At 67.6% G+C, this 20960-nt stretch carries 20 protein-coding genes and 1 tRNA gene; 9 read left to right on the top strand and 12 right to left on the bottom strand.

Translation table 11 applies throughout. The features are described 5' to 3' along the window. Positions 1-2: 2 nt before the first annotated feature. From BLQ73_RS22260 to BLQ73_RS32645, 3 genes are read left to right on the top strand one after another with little or no spacing between them, the layout of a single operon-like run. Entirely contained in the window at positions 3-632 is a 630-nt protein-coding gene (locus BLQ73_RS22260; protein ID WP_093172969.1) for a TIGR00645 family protein, read from the top strand. Then, positions 632-1072 carry a hypothetical protein gene (locus BLQ73_RS22265; protein ID WP_093172971.1) on the top strand — a complete coding sequence of 147 codons (441 nt, stop codon included), beginning with the start codon at positions 632-634 and terminating at the stop codon, positions 1070-1072. The genes BLQ73_RS22260 and BLQ73_RS22265 overlap by 1 nt, the downstream gene beginning before the upstream one ends. Further along, positions 1059-1211, top strand: a complete 153-nt coding sequence (locus BLQ73_RS32645) for a hypothetical protein (RefSeq protein ID WP_176955601.1) — start codon at positions 1059-1061, stop codon at positions 1209-1211. The genes BLQ73_RS22265 and BLQ73_RS32645 overlap by 14 nt, the downstream gene beginning before the upstream one ends. 21 nt (positions 1212-1232) lie before the next feature. Here BLQ73_RS32645 and BLQ73_RS22270 read toward each other — a convergent pair whose 3' ends face one another. Further along, on the bottom strand, positions 1233-1652 hold the full coding sequence (locus tag BLQ73_RS22270; protein ID WP_093172973.1) for a hypothetical protein: 420 nt from the start codon (positions 1650-1652) through the stop codon (positions 1233-1235). Positions 1653-1861: 209 nt separating this feature from the next. Between BLQ73_RS22270 and BLQ73_RS22275 the strand changes: the two genes are divergently transcribed. Together BLQ73_RS22275 and BLQ73_RS22280 are read left to right on the top strand one after the other, a co-directional pair. Beyond that, positions 1862-2395: a peptidylprolyl isomerase gene (locus tag BLQ73_RS22275; RefSeq protein WP_093172975.1), complete on the top strand. Its 534-nt coding sequence runs from the start codon at positions 1862-1864 to the stop codon at positions 2393-2395. 108 nt (positions 2396-2503) lie between these two features. Then, entirely contained in the window at positions 2504-3379 is an 876-nt protein-coding gene (locus BLQ73_RS22280) for a rhomboid family intramembrane serine protease (protein WP_245691276.1), read from the top strand. Between the two features lie 168 nt (positions 3380-3547). Here the strand turns inward: BLQ73_RS22280 and BLQ73_RS22285 are convergent, their stop codons facing one another. Continuing rightward, the gene (locus BLQ73_RS22285; RefSeq protein WP_093172979.1) at positions 3548-3793 is read right to left on the bottom strand and encodes a cell division protein CrgA; all 246 of its coding nucleotides are present in this window, start codon (positions 3791-3793) and stop codon (positions 3548-3550) included. Positions 3794-4026: 233 nt separating this feature from the next. Here BLQ73_RS22285 and BLQ73_RS22290 point away from each other — a divergent pair, with 233 nt between their 5' ends. Together BLQ73_RS22290 and BLQ73_RS22300 are read left to right on the top strand one after the other, a co-directional pair. Further along, entirely contained in the window at positions 4027-4641 is a 615-nt protein-coding gene (locus tag BLQ73_RS22290; RefSeq protein ID WP_093173033.1) for a class E sortase, read from the top strand. Positions 4642-4815: 174 nt separating this feature from the next. Then, complete coding sequence (locus BLQ73_RS22300; protein ID WP_093172983.1) at positions 4816-5388, top strand: anthranilate synthase component II; 573 nt, start codon at positions 4816-4818, stop codon at positions 5386-5388. Between the two features lie 232 nt (positions 5389-5620). On the opposite strand, the gene pknB is transcribed toward BLQ73_RS22300, so the two are convergent. The 7 genes from pknB to BLQ73_RS22335 form a co-directional block, all read right to left on the bottom strand. After that, a complete protein-coding gene (gene pknB, locus BLQ73_RS22305; RefSeq protein WP_093172985.1) occupies positions 5621-7486 on the bottom strand; it encodes a Stk1 family PASTA domain-containing Ser/Thr kinase in 1866 nt (621 codons plus the stop codon). 83 nt (positions 7487-7569) lie between these two features. Then, on the bottom strand, positions 7570-9027 hold the full coding sequence (locus BLQ73_RS22310) for a serine/threonine-protein kinase (RefSeq protein ID WP_093172987.1): 1458 nt from the start codon (positions 9025-9027) through the stop codon (positions 7570-7572). Then, positions 9024-10487 carry a peptidoglycan D,D-transpeptidase FtsI family protein gene (locus BLQ73_RS22315; RefSeq protein WP_093172989.1) on the bottom strand — a complete coding sequence of 488 codons (1464 nt, stop codon included), beginning with the start codon at positions 10485-10487 and terminating at the stop codon, positions 9024-9026. The genes BLQ73_RS22310 and BLQ73_RS22315 overlap by 4 nt, the downstream gene beginning before the upstream one ends. After that, positions 10484-11836 (bottom strand): FtsW/RodA/SpoVE family cell cycle protein, encoded by a 1353-nt coding sequence (locus tag BLQ73_RS22320; protein ID WP_093173035.1) that lies wholly within the window; start codon positions 11834-11836, stop codon positions 10484-10486. Before BLQ73_RS22320 ends, BLQ73_RS22315 begins: the two co-directional genes overlap by 4 nt. 30 nt (positions 11837-11866) lie before the next feature. Further along, positions 11867-13267 (bottom strand): Stp1/IreP family PP2C-type Ser/Thr phosphatase, encoded by a 1401-nt coding sequence (locus BLQ73_RS22325; RefSeq protein ID WP_143020377.1) that lies wholly within the window; start codon positions 13265-13267, stop codon positions 11867-11869. Beyond that, entirely contained in the window at positions 13264-13728 is a 465-nt protein-coding gene (locus BLQ73_RS22330; protein ID WP_093172990.1) for an FHA domain-containing protein FhaB/FipA, read from the bottom strand. Before BLQ73_RS22330 ends, BLQ73_RS22325 begins: the two co-directional genes overlap by 4 nt. A gap of 17 nt (positions 13729-13745) precedes the next feature. Then, positions 13746-14486, bottom strand: coding sequence for an FHA domain-containing protein (locus BLQ73_RS22335; RefSeq protein ID WP_093173037.1), 741 nt, complete (start codon positions 14484-14486; stop codon positions 13746-13748). Positions 14487-14576: 90 nt separating this feature from the next. On the opposite strand from BLQ73_RS22335, the gene BLQ73_RS22340 reads away from it, so the two are divergent. Beyond that, positions 14577-14659, top strand: a tRNA-Leu gene (locus BLQ73_RS22340). Between the two features lie 1445 nt (positions 14660-16104). Here BLQ73_RS22340 and BLQ73_RS22345 read toward each other — a convergent pair. Beyond that, positions 16105-17139 (bottom strand): CNNM domain-containing protein, encoded by a 1035-nt coding sequence (locus BLQ73_RS22345; protein WP_093172992.1) that lies wholly within the window; start codon positions 17137-17139, stop codon positions 16105-16107. Further along, complete coding sequence (locus tag BLQ73_RS22350) at positions 17136-18485, bottom strand: hemolysin family protein (RefSeq protein ID WP_093172994.1); 1350 nt, start codon at positions 18483-18485, stop codon at positions 17136-17138. Before BLQ73_RS22350 ends, BLQ73_RS22345 begins: the two co-directional genes overlap by 4 nt. A 789-nt stretch (positions 18486-19274) precedes the next feature. On the opposite strand from BLQ73_RS22350, the gene BLQ73_RS22355 reads away from it, so the two are divergent. Then, positions 19275-20213 (top strand): LCP family protein, encoded by a 939-nt coding sequence (locus BLQ73_RS22355; RefSeq protein ID WP_245691278.1) that lies wholly within the window; start codon positions 19275-19277, stop codon positions 20211-20213. A gap of 43 nt (positions 20214-20256) precedes the next feature. On the opposite strand, the gene BLQ73_RS22360 is transcribed toward BLQ73_RS22355, so the two are convergent. After that, positions 20257-20904 (bottom strand): GOLPH3/VPS74 family protein, encoded by a 648-nt coding sequence (locus BLQ73_RS22360; RefSeq protein WP_245691291.1) that lies wholly within the window; start codon positions 20902-20904, stop codon positions 20257-20259. Positions 20905-20960: the final 56 nt, after the last annotated feature.

Raw genomic sequence — 20960 nt, forward strand, 5'->3', positions numbered from 1 at the left:
CGATGCCGAGGCTACTGCCCGTTCCCCGCGCGTCGCCCGGGCTGCAGGGCCCGCTGAAGCGTCTCGGCTACATCATGTTCCTCAGCCGCTGGATACAGGCACCGCTCTACCTGGGGCTCATCGTGGCCCAGGTCGTGTATGTATGGCGGTTCATGGCCGAGCTGAAGCATCTGGTCACGCTCGGTTTCGGCGGCGCCCCAGCGGAGACCACGATCATGCTGATCGTGCTCGGTCTGGTGGATGTAGTGATGATCTCCAACCTGCTGATCATGGTAATCGTCGGTGGATACGAGACATTCGTTTCGCGCCTGAGAATCGAGGGTCACCCCGACCAGCCGCAATGGCTGTCCCACGTCAATGCCAATGTGCTCAAGGTCAAGCTGGCCATGGCGATCATCGGTATCTCCTCCATCCACCTCCTCCAGATCTTCATCAACGCGGCCCGGCCGGCCGTCACCGATAGGGAGCTTCTATGGAAGACACTGATCCATCTCACCTTCATCGCATCCGCGATCGCACTTGCCTGGATCGACCGGATCATGGAGGGCGGACGTCCCAAGTCCGTCTCGAACGAGGACAAGGGCGTCGACTCAGGCAACCGACCGCAGGAGCGGAAGATCGCGTTGAGGTGATGGAACGGCGCGTATCCCGCCGTCTGCCGCTGAGGATCGTCGCGGTGGCCGGTGCGATGGTGGCGGGGCTGTTCTTCTCCGCTCCCGCCCACGCCAACGTGCCTCCCGCAGAGGCCCGGAACACCTCTGTTCCGCCCGCCGAACCGGCGAAACCCGCTGAACCGGCGAAACCCGCTCAACCCGCTCAACCCGCCGCGCCTGCGGAACCAGCCGAAGCCGCCGAGCCCGCCGCGCCTGCGGAGCCTGCCGAAGCCGCCGAGCCCGCCGCGCCTGCCGCTACGGGGCCCCGGCCACTCATCGGCGACGTGATCGTGTTCAACGACGAGATCGTCGAGCCCGTTTCGCTGCCCGTGAGCAGCTGCGGTGGCGTGGTGCCGCTGTTCAGCAGCTCCTCTTCTCCATGTCCAGGCGCATCCCGAGTGTCGGATGACGACGCCTGAACCCACGTTCGACGTGCCCGCCCCGCATGTCCTGGGCGGGCACGTGCCGTACGGCTGCCGCCGCACCAGACCTGTACGGCTCGCGCCCGATCACCGGGCGCGAGCCGTACGTCATGCGTTCTGTGCCAAGCGGGGGTGACCCGCCGCCGAGTCGTGCCGCTCAGGACATTTTCCTGGAGGCCTCATCCGCTTTCCGGCTCGCTTCGCCGCCGATTTCCTGAGCCTTGTGCTTGGCCTTCTCCGCTTTTTCGCTCATCCATTGCGACGCGTCTTCGGCGGTGTCCTTCATGGTTTCCGCCCACTGCTGCGCGTTCCTGCGGTAAAGAGCGAACCCGGCGGCACTGAGAGCCAGGCCCAAAGCGATGGCCATGACGGGCCAGCGCCGAGTCGGCCTGACGGGTGTGGGGCTGATCCTCTCAGCCGCCTGGGTCAATATGGAGCTGACCCTCGGCGCGAGCCGGTCTTCGAACGTCTGCGCGGCGTCGTGAAGCCGTGGTGCGGCCCACCCCCGCGCCACCACGATGCTGTCCGACGTGATGGGGCGGACCTGCCTTGCGGCATGTCTGACCTGCATCTTCATTCGTTCAGGCCACGTTTCGGGAATGATTACCTCGACGCGGCGTTTCCTCATTGTCAGGGACACGACAACCTCCCCCGTCGTTGGGGCCCCTGCGCCACCCCTTCCCGTTCGAAAGCGGCTCAACCCTGACGGACCGTGGGAGGATGCTGCCTGGTCACCTGCGACCAACGCATTTTCACGACCCGGCTATATCGAGGGGGCGGCCATCCGTGGCTGAGAACCTTACGGCAACACTGCAGACCAACTACGGCACGATCAAGGTGCGGCTCTTCCCCGACCACGCGCCCAAGACCGTGCGCAACTTCGTGGAACTCGCCGAGGGCACCCGCGAATGGGTGCACCCGGAGACGGGGGCCAAGCAGACCGGCACCAAGCTCTACGATGGCACGATCTTCCACCGCGTCATCAGCGGTTTCATGGTCCAGGGCGGCGACCCGCTGGGCCAGGGCATCGGCGGCCCCGGCTACAAGTTCGACGACGAGATCCACCCGGACCTCTACTTCAACCGGCCCTACCTCCTCGCCATGGCCAACGCCGGCATTCAGATGGGACGCGGCACCAACGGCTCGCAGTTCTTCATCACGGTCGTCCCCACGCCGCACCTCAACGGGCGCCACACCATTTTCGGTGAGGTGATCGAGGGCGTCGAGGTCGTCGACACCATCGCCAAGGTCGACACCGACAGCAGGGACAGGCCCGCCAAGGACGTCGTCCTTGAGCACGTGACGATCGAGCGCGGCTGAGCGGGGGCGTGTTCCGGCGGCTTCTGCCGTACCCTTGCGACTCGCACGGGTACGGCGGGGCCCGCACGCCGTTTGCCGAATAGGCTGGAGGCCCGTGGAGAGGACACGATGAGCGCTCAGCCACCCATGCCACCGGTCCAGCCCGGCCAGCCCGGTGCGGAGACTGTCCCGACGTGTTACCGCCACCCCGGCCGCGAGACCTATGTCCGCTGCCAGCGGTGTGATCGGCCGATCTGCCCCGACTGCATGCGTGAGGCGGCGGTGGGTCACCAGTGTGTGGAGTGCGTGCAGCAGGGCAGCCATGCCGTGCGGCAGGCGCGCACGGTGTTCGGCGGGTCGATCGTCGCCAAACCCTATGTCACCTGGATCGTGCTCGGCCTCAACCTGCTGGTCTTCGCGGCCGAGATGCTGACGGGCCGCGGGCTGTCCGGGGAATACGGCATGAGCGTGCCGGCGGTCGCCCTGTTCGACCAGTACTACCGCATGATCACCGCGGCGTTCCTGCACGCGGGCATGCTGCACATCGCCCTGAATATGTGGGCGTTGTTCATGCTGGGGCCCTACCTGGAGCAGGCGTTCGGCCATCTCCGGTTCGCCGGGCTCTATCTGCTGAGCGCCCTCGGCGGTTCGGTGATGGGCTACTGGTTCGACGCGCCCAACGTGCTGAGCATCGGCGCCTCGGGAGCGATCTTCGGCCTGTTCGGGGCGATCTTCGTGGTGGGGCGGCGGCTCAACCTCGATATCAGACCCATGATCGCCCTGCTGGTGCTGAACCTGGTGATCACTTTCTGGCCCGGTGCGGGCATCAGCTGGACGGCGCACATCGGCGGCCTCATCACGGGCGTGCTGGTGGCCGGGGCCATCGCCTACGCACCCAAGAACAGCCGGACGATGGTCCAGACGCTGGCGCTCGCGGGCATGCTCGGAGTGCTGCTCGTCCTCGTGGTGGTGCGCACGGCGGTGCTCACCGGCACGATGATCTGACGCCTTGGCCGACGCGTTGTGGCCGTGGGAACACGCACCGGAAAGACCCTGTGTGCTGTATCCCCAGGTTGTGGAAAAAACTGTGGAAACCGGTGAGTCGTCCGTCGGCTTGTGCTAAATCGGCGGCGGACGGGGGTCTCGCCGCAGCCGATTCAACGGCAAGTCGGCTCAGCGCCAGCGTGTGGACAGGATCACGCCGAAGATGATGAACACGAAGCCGACCAGCAGGTTCCAGTTGGCGAGGTCGCTGATGAAGGGCATGTCCGGGGCGATGTAATAGACGGCGATCCACAGGATGCCGATGATCCACGCCACGACCATCGTCGGCGCCAGCCAGCGGGGGCTGACCTTGGTCTCCTGGGCCTTCTGCGGCGGGGTGTAGACCGCCTTCTTGCGGGTCTTGGGCTGGGGCACTGGACACTCCTGATGGGGGCCTGTGCCATCCGGATTGCGCACAGGCACTGTCAGTTAGCCTAATCGCCTATAGGCGAAGACCGAAGCAAGGATAGTCGTCACCGTCGGCCATGGCGATCCACCTTCGATCACAACCTCGACCGCCGGCCACCGCAGAGTCAAGGTCACGTAAAAGCAGGCCGGGCCGTACGTCGCGTCCGAGCGGGGAGTGATCGCGCCATTACGCTGGCGTGGTGAGGGCGATCCTGCGGGGGTTCGGAGAGCTGTGCCTCACCGCCGGCCTGGTCTTCATGCTGTTCTGTGCTTATCTGCTCTGGGGCACCGGATCCTACACGCTGCGCCAGCAGCGGCAGTTGCAGGTGCAGCTCCTGGAGAAGCCCGACGAGGGCAAGATCGACAGGATCCGCCTGGGCGACGCGCTGGCGCTGCTGCGCATACCGAGGCTCGGGGAGGACTACCGCTATGCCGTGGTCGAGGGCGTCGGGTTCGAGCACCTGAAGAAGGGCCCCGGGCACTACCCGGGATCCGCGCTGCCGGGCCAGATCGGAAACTTCGTCCTGTCGGGGCATCGCACCACCTATGCGGCCCCCTTCAACCGCATCGACGAGCTCGAACCCGGCGACGAGGTCGTGGTGGAGGCGCGAGAGGCCCGCTACACCTACCGCGTCACCGGGAGCAAGGTGGTCAAGCCCCAGCAGATGGAGGTCATCGGCCCAGTTCCCGGCGAGCCGGGAGCGGCGCCCAGCGAGGCGACGATCACCTTGGTGACGTGCCATCCCGAGTACTCCGCAGCCGAACGCCTGATCCTCTTCGGCACCCTGGCGATGCGGGAAGACCGGCGCACCTGAGAACGCCTGGGGGAGTGATATGTACGGTTGGATCTGGCGACACCTGCCGGGAGGCGCGGCGGCCAAGGCGGTGGCGGCGGTAGCACTGGCCATCATGGCGGGAGCCGTACTCTGGTATGTCGTGTTTCCCTGGTTGGAGCCGCAAGTGCCCCTTGATCGAGTGACGGTAGGTTCTTGACCCGTGTTCTGGTGGTGGACAACCACGACAGCTTTGTCCACAACATCGTGCAATATCTCTGCGAACTCGGTGCCGAGTGCGAGGTGCGTCCCCGCGACATGGTGACGCTTACCGACACGTCGGGCGTCGACGGGGTGTTGATCAGTCCGGGACCGGGCAGCCCCGAGGCCTCCGGAGTGAGCCTTCCGCTCGTACGGCACTGCGCCGACGGCGACCTCCCGCTCCTAGGCGTGTGCCTGGGCCACCAGGCGATCGCCGTCGCCTACGGCGCGACGGTGGCTCGGGCACCGGAGCTGATGCACGGCCGCACGAGCCCGGTCGCACACGACGGCAGGGGGGTCTTCGCGGACCTGCCCACCCCTGTGGTCATGACCCGCTACCACTCACTGGCGGTCCTGCCGGAGACGGTTCCCGCCGAACTAGAGGTCAGCGCGGCGACTCCCGAGGGAGTGATTATGGGGCTTCGTCACAGGTCAAAGAGGGTGGAAGGGGTGCAGTTCCACCCCGAATCGGTGCTGTCCGAGCACGGTCATCAAATTTTCGCTAATTGGCTTCGCGAAATGGTGTAACACCAGGGGTGTTCCGTACGACTTACTCAATGAGGGCCTCCGCCGTTGCCCCCGAGCGGCGGAGGCCCTCTTGTCGTTTTCCGGGCATCGTGCCCGGTCAGCGGCGCGCACCCGATGTGAACGCCAAGCGATCCACGGGATGCCGGGGCGGGGATCGAGCGGGCCGGTCGCGGGCAATGAGACGGGCCCCCTTCCCGCGGCTGGAAGAGGGCCCGTGTCCCAGGTCGGCCTGTCAGCCGCCTATGTCGGTGTCCGGGTCAGTGGGCGGGAACCCGGGGTCCTCAGCGTCGTGGGTCGGTTCCCCCTCAGGCACGGTCTCGGTCGGCTCAGGACTCGGGATCTCCTCTTCCACCGGCGGCGGCTGAGGCGTGTCCGGGCCGCTGGAGACGGTGAGCGTGACGGTCAGGCCCGCGCGCTGCTTGGAGCCGCCCGCCGGGGTCTGACTGATGATGTTGCCCTTCGGCACCGACGAGTTCGGCTGCATGACCGTGCGGTACTTGAACCCGGCCTCGCGGAGCATGTTCTGGGCGTCCCTCAGCGTGTAGCCGATCACCTCAGGCACCTCGACGGCGGCCTTCGGCACGTAGACCCGGACGGTGCTGCCCTTCTCCGCCTTCTTGCCCGCCTCAGGAGAGGTCTTGATGACCGTCTCCTCCGGCTTGGAGGAGTTCTCATATGTGACGCTGACCTCGAAGCCCGCGCCTTCCAGCTCGGACCTCGCCTCATCCAGGGTCTTGTCGACCACGTTGGGCACCTCGGCCTGCTCCTTGCCCTTGGAGACCACGAGCTTGACCGCGGATTCCTTGGGGACCTCGATGCCTGCGGCCGGGTCGGTCGAGATGACCGTGCCCTTCTCCACCTCGTCGCTGAACTCCTCGGTGACCTCCACCTTGAGGCCGAGGCCCGTCAGCCGCCTCTCGGCGGCCTCCTGCGTCTGCGTCACGACCGACGGAAGCTTGACCATCTCACTGGGCTCTTGCTGCCCACCGGACCCGAACAGGTAGTAGCCGATGCCGATGAACGTGCCGATGATCAGCAGCGGGACGATGATCCAGGCCGCGGTCTTGGCCGCGTTGCCGCCGCCGGACTCCGCGCGACGGCGGCGAGCGACGCGTCCGCCGTCGTCGTATTCGTAAGGCTGGATGTCCCCGGCGAGCTGCGTGGCCGGCCCCCCGCCGCCGGGCTGCTGCGGCTGCTGCATCGTGCGGGTGTGCGCGCCGTGGTTGGCGGTCATCGCCATCGTCTGCGCGTCGACCGGCATGCCGGACATGGCGCGCTGGATGTCCGCACGCATCTCGCCGGCGCTCTGGTAGCGGTGGTTGGGGTCCTTGGCCATGGCCTTCAGCACGATGGCGTCGGCCCATGGGGGGATCTCCGGGTCGATCTGCGACGGCGGGATCGGCTCCTCACGCACGTGCTGGTAAGCGATCGCCACCGGCGAGTCGCCGGTGAAGGGCGGCTGCCCCGTCAGCAGCTCGTAGAGCACACAACCCGTCGAGTAGAGGTCGCTGCGCGCGTCGACCCGCTCACCCCGCGCCTGCTCGGGGGACAGGTATTGCGCGGTGCCGATGACCTGTGCGGTCTGCGTCATCGTGGCGGCCGAGTCGGCCATCGCCCGCGCGATGCCGAAGTCCATGACCTTGACGTCGCCCGCACGGGTGATCATCACGTTGGCGGGCTTGATGTCGCGGTGGACGATGCCGCCCCGGTGGCTGTAGTCAAGGGCGCGCAGGATGCCGTCGACCAGCTCGGAGGCCCGCTCCGGCAGCAGCCTGCGGTCCGCCCTCAGAAGGTCGCGCAGCGTGCGTCCGTCGACATATTCCATGACGATGTACGGCACCGGCGTGTTGTCCATCATGTCTTCGCCGGTGTCGTAGACGGCGATGATCGACGGATGGTTGAGCGAGGCCGCGGATTGCGCCTCACGCCTGAACCGGGCCTGGAAGATGTGGTCTCGGGCGAGGTCGGCCCGGAGGGTTTTGATGGCGACGATCCGGTCCAGCCTGATATCCCGCGCGCGGTAGACCTCGGCCATGCCACCGCGCCCGACCACACCGTCGAGTTCGTAACGCCCGCCTAGGAGCCGAGGTTGAGTCATTTCCTGCACAGTCCCTTACCGTTCATCTTGGGTGCCGACAGGTTGGCTGTTCCGTCGGTGTCCATCGTCGACCCGTTGCCACATCACGTCTCCGCCATAGGCGGATCGGTGTCTCCGGGTTCCGGAGTGATGCTTGGTGTCGTGCTCGGCGTCGGGCTGGGAGTGGTGATCGTCGGGGTCGGCGTGGGGGTTGGAGTCGGGGTCGGTGTCGGCTCCGGTTCGGGAGAAGCCGACGTGCTTACGGTAGCCGACACGGATGGGGTGGGCCGAGTCGGCTTTGGGCGAAGTATGGGTGTTCTGACGCTCGGGGTTCGCGTCTTGACCGGCTTCTGGCTCTTGGTGGGTGTCGGTGGCGCGACCGGTTCGGCTCCCCCCACAGGTGGTGAGCCCATGGTGGCGATCGCCACGGCCCCGAGGCTCACCGCGGCCGCGCACCCGGCGGCGGCCAGGGCGGCCCGCGCTCTTCTACGCCCTTGGCGTACTCGCCCCACAGGGACGGCCGGGGCGGCCACACCGGAAAAGCGCGTCGCGTCGTAGACACCGGGTTCGTCGGGGATCTGCGGCACGTCACCGAGGGCTCCCGCCGTACGCATCGGCGTGCCGCCGCCGTCCGCCACGTCGACGGGGTACGGCACAGGCCCGGCCGGCCGGCGGCCCGGGTCGCTCTGCGCCCCCCACCCCGCGGGGTCGGTGAGGCTGCGCAGGTGCCCCGCGTCGGGGGCGTCGAGGGACTCCCGCAGCACGTAGGCGCGGTCGGACAGTTCGCGGGCGGTGGCGGGACGCCGGGCGGGGTCCTTGGCGAGGCACGACATGACGAGCGCCGCGACCTCCGGCGGCACCGAAGCCGGAAGAGGCGGTGGCGCCTGGTTGATGTGCTGGAGCGCGAGCGCGACCTGGTTGTCGGACTGGAACGGAGGCGCGCCCGCCAGGCACTCGTAGGCGACCACACCGAGGGAGTAGAGATCGGTGGAGGGGGTCAGGCGCAGGCCCGACGCCTGTTCGGGGCTGACGTATTGCACCGTGCCGACGACCGTGCCGGTCTGGGTGACGGGCGCCGCCTCAAGGGCGCGGGCGATGCCGAAGTCGGTGATCTTGATCAGTCCGGCCTCGGTCACCAGCAGGTTGCTCGGCTTGATGTCGCGGTGGATGAACCCCGAACTGTGCGCGACCTGCAGCGCCTTGGCGGTCTGCGACACCATGTCGAGGGCGGTGGCGGCGCCCAGCGAGCCGTTGCGGGCCAGGATGACCGACAGCGGCTCGCCGTGGACGAGCTCCATGACGAGGTAGGCGCCGTCGCTCTGCTCGCCGTAGTCGAAGACCTGGGCGATTCCTTGATCGGCAAGGCCCGCGGCGATCTGCGCCTCGGTGCGGAAACGGTGCCTGAAGGCGGGATCGGCGGCCATGTGCCGGCGGAGCAGCTTGACCGCGACCTCCCGGCCGAGCAACTCGTCCCTGCCACGCCAGACCTCCCCCATGCCGCCTTCGGCGATACGGGAGACGAGCAGGTAGCGGTTGCCCAGCAGGGTGCCTTCGGCGGTCATTTCCCTAGCACCGCCGCCATCACCGCGCGGGCGACCGGAGCCGCCGTCTGACCACCGGAAGCCTCGTTGCCCGCTCTGCCACCGGACTCGACGATGACCGCCACCGCGACCTCGGGGTTGACGGCGGGGGCGAAGGAGATGAACCAGGCATGCGGGGGCTTGCCGTCCGCCGTCTCCGCGGTGCCGGTCTTGCCCCCGACGGCGACGCCGGGGATCTGGGCCAACTTGGCGGTGCCGTTGTTGACCACGCTGACCATCATCTCCCGCAGCTTGCGTGAGGTCTCCTCGGTCACCGCGGTGGTGAACTCCTCGGGGTCCGCCTTCTCGATCTCGGTGCCCTCGCTGTCGGCGATCTCCTTCACGAGGTACGGCTTCATGACCACGCCGTTATTGGCGATGCCCGCCGCCACCATGGCCATCTGCATCGGGGTCATCTGGTTGCTCTGCTGGCCGATGGACGTCTTGGCGATCGCGGCCTTGTCCTCCTCCTTGCCGATGGTGCTCTTGGACACCGACATCGGGATCTCCAGGTCCTCACCGGCGCCGAACTTCTGTGTCTGCTCGTTCAGCGCGTCGTAGCCGAGGTCCATGCCGATCTGGCCGAACGGCGTGTTGCAGGAGACCTCAAGGGCGTAGACGAGGGAGACGGTGCCGGAGCCGCACGCCGCCCCGCCGGAGTTGGGCAGTCCGACCGAGGTGTTCGGCAGCTTGAGGACGGTGGGGGCCGACACCTGGGTCTGGGCGCCCCTGGACTCGTCGTCCTCCAAGAAGGCGGCGGCGGTGACGACCTTGAACGTCGAGCCGGGCGCATAAGACTGGTTGATCGCGCGGTTGAGCAGCGGCCCGCCGGCTCTCTTCTCGATCGCCTTATATGCCTCGTTGACCTCGCTCCTGTCCGGCTTGGACAGCGGGTTCGGGTCGAAGGTGGGCAGGGAGACCATGGCGAGAATCGCGCCGGTCTTCGGGTCGAGCGCCACCACCGCGCCGCGCTTTCCGCTCTGGCTGAGCGCCTTGTGCGCGGCCTCCTGCGCCTTCGGCATGATCGTCAGGTCGACGTTGGCCCCTTTGGACGCCTCGCTGTTGAGCAGGTCGATGCCGCGCCGGATCAAAAGATCGGGATGGGAGCCGTTGAGCAGCCGGTTGTGCGAGCCCTCGATCTGCGTCGCCTGCTCAGGGGCGAAGAACCCCGTGATGTGCGCGTAGATTTCGCCTTCCGGGTAGCGGCGGAGGTAGCGGTATTTACTGCTCGTGTCCTTGTTCTCCACCGACTCGGCCAGCACCTTGTCGCCTGCGGTGATACGGCCTCGCTCGACCTCGTAGCGCGCGTAGAGGTTGCGCTTGTTGCGGCCGTCGGCGCGAAGGTCCTCCGCCTGGACCACCTGCACGTAGTTCACGTTCAGCATGAGCAGGCCGAACAGCAGCATGCAGGCGAGTGAGGCACGTTTGAGGGTGCCGTTCATCGCTGGAACACCTGTGTGAGTCCTTCGTCTTGAATGGCTTGCGGCGGCGGGCGGCGGGCCGAGTCGGACATCCTCACCAGTAGCGCGATCAAGATCCAGTTGGCCAGCAGCGCCGAGCCGCCCTGGGACATGAACGGCGTCACCAGGCCGGTCAACGGGATCAGACGGGTGACACCGCCGACGATGATGAAAATCTGCCAGGCCAGCACAAAGGACAAACCACCCGCGAGCAGCTTCGAAAAGGGATCGCGGGCCGCGAGAGCCGTACGAAGTCCGCGCTGCACGATGAGGCCGTAGACCAGCAGCAGGGCCATCAGGCCGGTGAGGCCGAGTTCCTCTCCTGCCGCGGCGAAGATGAAGTCCGAGAACGCGAGCGGGATCTCCTCAGGGCTGCCCTGGCCGAGACCGGTACCGAGGATGCCGCCTGTGCCGAGGCCGAACAGGCTCTGCATGAGCTGGTAGCTGCCGCCGAACTCACGTTCGTAGTAGATCGAATTCGAGGGGTCGAGCCACACGTTGAAGCGGTCGCCCACATGGCTGAAGATCTGCCCGGCGATGAAGGCACCGCCGACGAACAGCAGGAGGCCGATGAGCACCCACGACGTGCGCTGGGTGGCGATGTAGAGCATCATCACGAATGCGCCGAACATCAGGAGCGACGTGCCGAGGTCCTTCTGGAGCACGAGGATGCCGACACTGATGACCCAGGTGATGAGCACAGGGCCGAGGTCGCGGGCGCGAGGCAGGTCGATGAAGAGCAGGCGTTTGCCCGCTAGGGCCAGGACGTCGCGTTTGGCCACGAGGTAGCCGGCGAAGAACACAGCGAGGGCGAGTTTGGCGAGCTCGGCGGGCTGAAGGGTAAAGCCGGCGATGTTGATCCAGATACGTGCGCCGAACTGCTCGTGACCGATGAGCGGGAGGAGCGGTGCGATCAGCAGGGCGAGACCTGCGGCGCCGGCGGTGTAGGTGAGGCGCTGCAGCGCGCGATGGTCGCGCAGCACGATCAGCGTCACCGAGAACATCACAATGCCGATGGCGGTCCAGAAAAGCTGGGTCGCGGCGGAGGCGCCGACCTCCTTCCCGGCCTCCTCGATGCGGTAGATGATGACCAACCCGAGGCCGTTGACCAGCGTGACCAGCGGGAGGATCAGGGGGTCGGCCCACGGGGCGAACTTCGCGAGCACCAGGTAGGCGATGAGGACGAGGCCACCGAGGCCCAGGCCGTACGTGAGCATGCCGGCCGGGACGCTGCCGTTGAGGGCGAGGCCCACGTTCGCGTAGGCGAGCATGACGACGCCCACCGCTCCGGCGAGCATGGCCAGATGGGCCACACGCCGTTTGGCGGGCATCAGGACTGGGGCTTCGCTGACCGCGTTCACCTATTGAGACCTCGTGCCTGTCGGTGTCGGGCTCGCCGTGCTGCTCTTGGGCTTCTGCTGGGAGCTTTCCGTCCTGTCCTGCCGGCTCTGCTGTTTGTCGGGGCTCTCCTCGGCGGACTTGCCGGTGTCGCTGGTGTCGCCGGTCTCCTCCGAGCTGGTGCTGGCCGTTTTCTGCGTGGCGGCTGCCGCTCTGAGCTCGTCGATCTTCTTCACGCCGGCGTCGACACTGGAGACCGCTATCCCGTCGCGGACCTGCCCCTGTTCGAAGGCTTTGAGTGTGCTGACCTCAATGCCGGTACGGCGGGCGACGTCGAACAGCTGGAAAGGGCCGATCTCGGTGTTGACCCCCTGGAACACGACCACTTCGTTGGCGCTGGTGCCGACGAAGTATTGGTCCTGCGTCCACTGCCAGACGAAAAAACCGCCGACACCCACCACGACGACGCCGGCGCCCAGCGCCGTCGCGAGGATCGGCCACAGACGTCGTCTTCGGGCGGGCCGACCCGGCGCCTGGGCACCGGGTCGGCCGTCGTCATCGTCGGAGAGAATCGCCGGTTGGGGAGCGGTGACGGCGGCCCCGCCCGGGGGCGCGCCACCGCCCCCGGCGTTCAGCGAGGAGAGCCGGCCCGACCCGGCCGCCCCCACGAAGGTCGCCTGCCCGAGCGGGATGAGCGAGTCGTCCACGTCCAGGACGTCGGCCACCACGCAGGTGATGTTGTCCGGCCCGCCGCCCCGGTTGGCCAGGTCGATGAGGGCGCGGACGACCTCTTCGGGATCGTCGATGGCGGTCAAGGTCTGATGCAGTGTCTCAGGCCCGACCACGGTGGTCAGTCCATCCGAACACAGCAGATAGCGGTCATCCACCTGCGCCTCCCGGAGCGAGAGGTCGGGATCGACCTCCCCGCTGCCGTCGAGCGCGCGGAGCAGGATCGACCGCTGCGGATGCGTGGCCGCCTCGTCCGGCGTGATCCGGCCGTCGTCCACCAGCGACTGCACGAGGGTGTGATCGTGCGTGATCTGGTAGAGCTCGCCTCTGCGTAGCAGATAGGCCCGCGAGTCCCCGACATGCACAAGGGCGAGCTGTGTGCCCTTCCAGAGCATCGCGGTGAGGGTCGTGCCCATCCCCTTGAGGCTCGGGTCTCGCCCCACCATCTCGTGCAGCCTGCGGTTGGCGTCACGGACCGCCGACTCCACGGCGCCGAGCAGGTCGGCCTCGTGCGGGTCTTCTTCGAGGGCGGCCATCGCGGCGATGGCGACCGAACTGGCCACCTCGCCGTGGGCATGCCCGCCCATGCCGTCTGCGACGGCCAGCAGGCGTGGGCTCGCATACGCCGAGTCCTCGTTCCCTTCACGGAGGAGGCCGACGTCCGAGCGGGCGGCGTAGCGGAGTGCGATGGTCATTTGCGCAATTCAATGACGGTCTTGCCGATGCGGATCGGAACACCGAGCGGCACCGGGGTCGGGCGGGACACTTTCGAGCGGTCGAGATATGTGCCGTTGGTCGAGCCGAGATCTTCCACGATCCACTGACCGTCCTGGGGGAAGAGCCGGGCGTGCCGGCTAGATGCGTAATCGTCACTGAGGACCAGCGTGGCGTCAGTAGCCCGGCCGATGGTGATGGGCGTCTCCGTGAGGTCGATGACGGTCCCCTGAAGGGGGCCGGCGATAACGATGAGTTGACGTGGTCCCCCCTTCTTGGGTTTGGCCGTCTGCTTTGTGGGCTTAGGCGGTTTTCGCGGAGTGGCCGGTGCCGTGCGTGGTCCGAACAAGTCTGTCCGGATCACGCCGACCGCGGCAATCACAAAGAACCACAGCACCGCGAGAAAGGCGAGCCGGATCAGCAGCAGCGTGAGCTCGGACATGGACCGTTTGTCTACCTCTAATCGCGCCGGAACACCAGGGTTGTGCGCCCCAGAGTCACACGAGTGCCGTTCTGGAGCTCGACCCGGCGGATCGGCTGGCCGTTAACGAAAGTGCCGTTCGTCGATCCAAGATCGACTAGAGCGACTGTAGGGCCTTCCACGCGCAACTCCGCGTGATGCCGAGACACACCCGGATCGACAAGACGAAGATCGCAGTCAGTGCCCCGACCTAGCAAGGTCACAGGAGTGGCCAACTCAAACGAACGCTGCCCCTGCGGATCGTCCTGAGTCGACACCAACAACCTCGGCCGGCCCGTGAACGCGCCCTGCCGCGCCTGCGGCAGATCACTCACCGGCTGACGGATCTCATCCTGCTCGACCGTCGCGCCCCTGATCACACCCGAACGGATGCGGAACAGACCCACCGCCAAATCATCGGCGGTCTCGAAACGCACCCGGACAGGCCCAACGAAGGAATAGCCCTGCTCCTTGGCGTACTCCCGGGCAAGGTTCGCCAACTCATGGCCGATGCTGTCGGCATAGACCTCAAGCCGCTCACTGTCGGTCGTAGACAGCTCAACCACGAAGTCGTTCGGGACAAGAGTGCGGCCCTGAGCAACAATCGCCGCCCGCTCATCCATCTCACGCTGCACCGCGCTGGCAACCTCGACCGGCTGAAGGTCAGACTTGAACGCCCGTGCAAAGGCCCCCTCAACCAAGCCCTCGAGCCTGCGCTCGAAGCGCTGAAGGACTCCCACCGGGTACCTCCCTTCCTCCATGTCTAGAGGGATCGTATCCGGGTTCAGCCGCACCGGCTTTCCCGTGCTACTGTTTCTCAGCACCCACAAGGGCGGGTGGCGGAACGGCAGACGCGCACGGTTCAGGTCCGTGTGTCCGAAAGGACGTGAGGGTTCAAATCCCTCCTCGCCCACTCGAAGTTGGCCACGCCTGGTCGCAGACGGAGTCTGCTCCCTCGTGGTCTTCTCGTCGTTTACACCGGGGGACGACCCCCGGACCCCCGGGCCAGGGGGCTCTGCCCCCCGGACCCCCCGTGCATGTGGCCGGGGGCCGGGGATGGTGGCCGGGGGCCATGGCTGGGAGTCGACCAGAGGGCCGGGGGCCGAGATTCGGGAGTCGGCTCGGGGGCTGGGCCAAGGTTTGGGAATCGGCGGTCTGGGCTGGGGGTGGGCTCTGGGGGCTGTCTGCGGGGGCGGGGGCTCTACTGGTCCAGCCAACACCCCGGCCCGTTCGGGAGCCGGCCGTCGTGGCAGGTCAACGTCCCGGGAGTCGCCTGATTCGGCCTTTTCCCGTTCGGGAGTCGCCCGACCGGTCCTGTTTCCATTCGGGAGTCGCCCGACCGGTCCTGTTTCCATTCGGGAGTCGCCCGACCGGTCCTGTTTCCATTCGGGAGTCGCCCGACCGGTCCTGTTCCTGTTCGGGAGTCGCCCGGCTTGGGAGTGCGAGGGGGCGCCGGTGCTTGGACTGAGGAGCGTCGGGAGCGTAGCGACCAGAGCGACGAGGGAAAGCACCGGGTTAAGAGCCCCCTCGCCGCGCGCCGGAGGCGCGCAATAGATACTGCTTGGCCAGCCTCTGGGAGTCGGCTGTCGTGGCAGGCCGACGTCCCGGGAGCCGGTCGCCCCGGAGGGCTGACCGGCAGGCTAACCCTTGCGGGAGTCGGCTGTTGGGGCGGGCCAACGTCCCGGGAGTCGCCCGACCGGTCCTGTTTCCGTTCGGGAGTCGCCCGGCTTGGGAGTGCGAGGGGGCGCCGGTGCTTGGACTGAGGAGCGTCGGGAGCGCAGCGACCAGAGCGACGAGGGAAAGCACCGGGTCAAGAGCCCCCTCGCCGCGACACGCAGTGTCGCCATCAGACCCGGATCAAGAGCCCCCTCGCCGCGCGCCGGAGGCGCGCAATAGATACTGCTTGGCCAGCCTCTGGGAGTCGGCTGTCGTGGCAGGCCAACGTCCCGGGAGTCGCCCGACCGGCCCTGTTTCCGTTCGGGAGTCGCCCGACCGGTCCTGTTTCCGTTCGGGAGTCGCCCGATTCGGTCCCTTTCCCGCACCTGAAGGGGCGTTGTTTCTATTGGTGTCTGGGGGGTCGTGTGGGTTTGGGCTGGTGGTCGTTTGCTTGAGGGGTTGTTGCGGATGTTGTCCGAGATGTTGGTGGGGTGACTGTGCTGTGATCGTTTGGGTGTGAAAGATGATCTACCATGGGGGTGGGTGACGCGGGTAGGGGGCCTTGCCGCGGGCTTTCCTTCTCGCGTCACGACATGCATGGCCCGCCACGGTGCCGAGGGGCCGGATCAGGCGGAGTGCCTGTGCTTGGACATGGCGAAGGCCGTGCGTCCCGTTCCCCACGGACCGCACGGCCTTGTGCGGTTAGCGTGCGGCTGCCACGCGGGTGTCGAGCAGTTCGCCGATGAGGTCGCTGAGGCTCACCATGCCGATGACGCGGTCGGCGGGGTCGGTGACGAGGCCGAGGTGGGCGTGGGCTTCCTGGAGGGCGGTGACGGCTTCGGGGAGGGTGGTGGCGGCGGGGAGTCGGGGGATGGGGCGGGCCATTTCGCCGGGCGTGCGGCCGGGGTGGATGAGGATGTCGCGGGTGTGTAGGACGCCGACGACGTCGTCCGGGGTGCCGGTGTTGACGAGGAGGCGCAGGTGGCCGCTGCGGGCGGCCTCGGCGTGGACGAGGTCGTCGGGGGCGTTGGCTGCGACGGCTGCGACGTCGGCGATGGGGATGACGAGGCGTTCGACGCCTTCGCCGTAGGTGCGCAGGGCGCGCGTGAGAAGGTCGTGCTCGGCGCGGTCGAGGAGGCCCATGCGGCCTGATTCGCCGACGAGCATGGCGAGCTGGTGCGGGGTGCGGGTGGTGGCGAGTTCGTCGCGGGGGTTGACGCCGAAGAGTTTCAGCAGCAGGTTGCTGAAGCCGTTGAGGGTCGCGAGCAGCGGCCGGGCGATCCAGACGAAGCCGCGGAACGGCAGGGCCAGGCTGAGGGCGGCCTGCTCGGGGTGGGTGAGGGCCCACGATTTGGGGGCCATTTCCCCGATGACCATGTGCAGGAACGTCACCAGGGCGAGCGCGATGGTGAACGAGATGGGCACGTGGAGGGAGTCGGGCAGCCCGACGGCGGCGAAGACCGGTTCGAGCATGTGCTCGATGGCCGGTTCGGTGACCATGCCGAGGCCGAGGGAGCACAGGGTGATGCCGAGCTGGGCCCCCGCGAGCATGAGGGACAGTTCGCGACCGCCGCGTACGGCGGCGCGGGCGGCGGCCCGGGTGAGCCGGCCGGCGCCGCCGGCGACTTCCTCCAGGCGGTGTCTGCGTGCGGAGATGACGGCGAATTCGGCGGCGACGAAGAAGGCGTTGCCGATGAGCAGCACGACGCCGAGGAGAAGCGATGCGGTGATGCTCACTGGGCACTCCTCGACGGTACGGCTTGCGCCAGCCGTACCCACTCGGGCACGCGGCGGTGGACGGACAGGACGGTGAGCCCGGCCTCGCGTACGGGGGGTTGGTCGTCGAGCAGGTCGGCGTCGTGCGGGAGCCGTACGGTGACGGTGTCGCCGGGTTCGGCCATGCGGCCGAGTCCGGCGAGGATCAGACCGCCGAGGGTGTCGTAGTCGTCGCTTTCGGGGAGTGCGACGCCGATGGCGCGTTCGACTTCGTCCAGGCGGAGGGTTCCGGGGACGTGCCAGACACCCTCTTCCTGGGGGACGATGCCGAGCGGCACGGGGTCGTTCTCGTCGACCAGTTCGCCGACGAGTTCCTCGGCGAGGTCTTCGACGGTGACGACTCCGGCGAGCCCGCCGTACTCGTCGATGACGCAGGCGATCTCGTCGCCGGAGGTGCGCATGCGTTCGAGGAGGGGGGGCAGGGGCAGCGAGCTGGGCACGAGCAGGGCCGGCCTGGTGATGGTGGAGATGGCCGCGTCGCTGACGCCGGACTTGAGGAGTTCGCGGACCCCGGTGACTCCGACGACGTCGTCGCCGTCGGCGCCGAGGACGGGGTAGCGGGAGTGGCCGGCACGGCGCAGGGTGTCGATGAGGTCGGTGATGGGCCGCTCGGCGCGTAGGTGTACGACGCGCGGACGGGGCACCATGATCTCTTCGACGGTGCGGTCGCCGAATTCGAGGGCTCGGTCGAGCAGTTCGGAGAGTTTCGCGGGCAGTTCGCCGGACGCCTTGGATTCGGCGATGATGCGCGAGAGCTCCTCGGGGGTGGCTCCGTGTTCGACTTCCTCGATGGGCTCGACGCCGACCTTGCGGAGCAGGCCGGTGGCGGCGGAGTCGAAGAACCGGATGATCGGGCCCGCCACCTTGAGGTAGATCAGGGTGGAGCGTGACAGGGCTTTGGCCACGACTTCGGGGCGTGCGATGCCGAGGTTCTTGGGGGCGAGTTCGCCGAGGATCATCTGGATCGCGGTGGCGATGATGACGCCGATGGCGACGGAGACGCCGGTGACGGCGGCGGCTGGTATACCGAGTGAGGTGAGTCCGGGGCGTACGGTGACGGCGATGGCCGGTTCGGCGATGAAGCCGACGAGGAGGGCCGTGACGGTGATGCCGAGCTGGGCTCCGGAGAGCATGAACGACAGCCTGCCGGTGACGGCGAGGGCGCGTTTGGCGGCGGGGTCTCCGGCTTCGGCCTGTTCACGGAGCAGGCTGCGGTCTGCGGCGACGAAGGCGAATTCCTGGGCGACGAAGTAGCCCGTGCCGAAGGTGAGAACAAAGACGGCCAGCAGGCCGAGAGCGGTGCTCACGTGAGCGGCTCCGTGCTGGAGCCGGTTCGTGGCGTCGACGTGGAGATGTCATGTGACCCCGTGCTCGCGCACGGGCCGGTACTCCACGGGTCCGGAGTGGACACGATCGTCCTTTCGGTAGAGGTGGTTCTGAAACGGTAACGAATCACGCAGGGGTTCTTGTTTCCGGGACCCTGGTGAGGGCCCGTTTGTTGGCGAGTTGCAAGAGGGGTGAGTACTTTTCCTTGAGGAAGACTTGGTCGAGGTGCGACACCTGCGGATGACACCGCGTAGCGTCGAAGGGGCCAGGGTTCTTGAGCTTTCGTTTCACTGGATGTGGGTGGAGTTTTTCACTTGGGTGACAGGCCGAACGACGACCGCACGCGCCGGATGCGCCCTCCCCAGGGGGAGCGCCCGCCTTCGGGAGGCCCGGTGCGGGGTGGCGGGCGGCGCGGCGGAGGGGGCGCGGCGGATCCGACCATGGCGTTGCCGTCGCATGGTTCCGATGCTTCCCCGCGCAGGCCGTCGTCTCACTCTTCGCCCGGTTCTTCTGAGAAACCATCGGGTAACAATCCTCAGCGTCCTGGGCGGGTCTACGGCAAGGAGCGGCCCGGCACGTCGGAGGCCCGGCCGCTGCGAGGTGGCGGGTCGTCGGGTTCTTCGTTCATGTCGAAGGTGACGGGGCGGGGCGGCGACGGGCCACGTGGTCCACGTGGTTCGGGTGGTCCACGTGGTTCGGGTGGTCCGGGTGGTCCGGGTGGTCCGCGAGGGTCTCGCGGGGGCGGGGGGTTCCGGTTTAACGGGCGGCTTGTGGTTCGGCTGCTGGCGGGGCTGCTCGTGCTCCTGCTGGTCGCCAGCATTGTTGGATATTTCTGGATCAACGGGCGTCTGGCTGCCAATGACAAGGTGCTCGCCGACTACGAGGGTCGGCGCGACGACACCGCCGGGACGAACTGGCTGCTCGTGGGCTCCGACAGCCGCAAGGGGCTGAGCAGGGCCGACCGCAATCGCCTGGCCACCGGCCGGGCGGCGGGCCAGCGCACCGACACGATGATGCTGCTCCACATTCCCGACGACGGACGTCCGGTCCTGGTCAGCCTTCCGCGGGACTCCTACGTCCCGATCCACAACAAGGGGCGCAACAAACTCAACGCGGCCTACGCCTTCGGCGGAGCCCCGCTGCTGGCCAGGACGGTCGAAGAGGTCACCGGGCTCCGCATCGACCACTACATGGAGGTGGGTTTCGCGGGGTTCGTGGACATCGTGGACGCGGTCGGCGGCGTCAACATCTGCGTCAAGCAGCCGCTCAAGGACCCCAAGGCCGGCATCAACCTGAAGAAGGGCTGCCAGGACATGGACGGTGGCACGGCCCTCGGCTACGTCCGCACCAGGGTCACCGGCGGCCTGCCCGACCTGGACCGGGCCCAGCGGCAGCGGCAGTTCTTCGCGGCCGTGGTCAAGAAGGCGTCCAGCCCGGGCACACTGATCAACCCGTTCCGCATGGTCCCCCTGGCCACCAGCGCGACCGACGCGGTCGTGGTGGACGGCGGCACCAGCGCGTTCAACCTGCTGTCGCTGGGGCTCGCCATGGGCGGCAACCCCATCACCACCAGCGTGCCCGTGACCCCCGCGAACGTTCCCGGGGTCGGGTCGGTGCTCCAATGGCAGCGGGAGAGCGCACTGCGCATGTTCAACGCGCTCGCGGAGGGCAAGCCGGTGCCGAAGGACGTGCTCAACTCCGGAGGGTGAGCGGTGGGGCCGGTACGGCGTGAGCCGTACCGGCCCGTTCCCGTCAGCTCCCGCCGCCGGCGGTGCCCACGATTACGCCCGTGGTCACCGTTACGATCACGACGGCGTTGATCGAGTCGATGGTCTTCTTGACGGCCGCGCCGGCCCACTCGCCTTCGGTGATCTCCTTGATCCGCTGCTTGTCCGCGTCGGGGAAGGCCTTGCGGTCGAGGCGGCACGCCTTGAGCAGGGAGAGGAGCACGGCCACACGCTCGTCGGGCTCGGCCCCGCCGAGGACGTCGGTCACGCGGGCGCGGACGGCCTGTTCGATGCTCGGGTCCCGCTCGGGGTAGCGGTTCAGGGGGATGAAGCCCAGCACCTTCACCCGTTCCTCGCTGAGCACTCCGCGCTCGGCGAGCCGGGTGAGCAGCCGTTGGCGCAGCTTGGACGTGTAGAACTTGTAGACCCACCAGTCGGGTTTGCGCTCGGTGCGCGATTCGGCGATCTTGGTCAGTGCGGAGTCCAGCTCGTCGTCCCCCACGGGCGTGGAGTCCTGAAGGACGACTTTCTTCCCTTCGAGGCTGACCCGTCCGAGGATGGCGAGTTCGGCCAGTACGGCACCGCCGAGCGCGGTATCCACCTGGGTCCCGCTGACCAGGGGCTTTCCTTCCTCCTCGCTATAGGCGAGGAGGAGCAGTTCCTCCGCAATCATCACGTTCACACCCCGAGCCTAGGCGATGGTGATCGATGGCGCCGGTTTCGACACCC

The organism is Sinosporangium album (assembly GCF_900100605.1).
GTDB classification, from domain to species: domain Bacteria; phylum Actinomycetota; class Actinomycetes; order Streptosporangiales; family Streptosporangiaceae; genus Sinosporangium; species Sinosporangium album.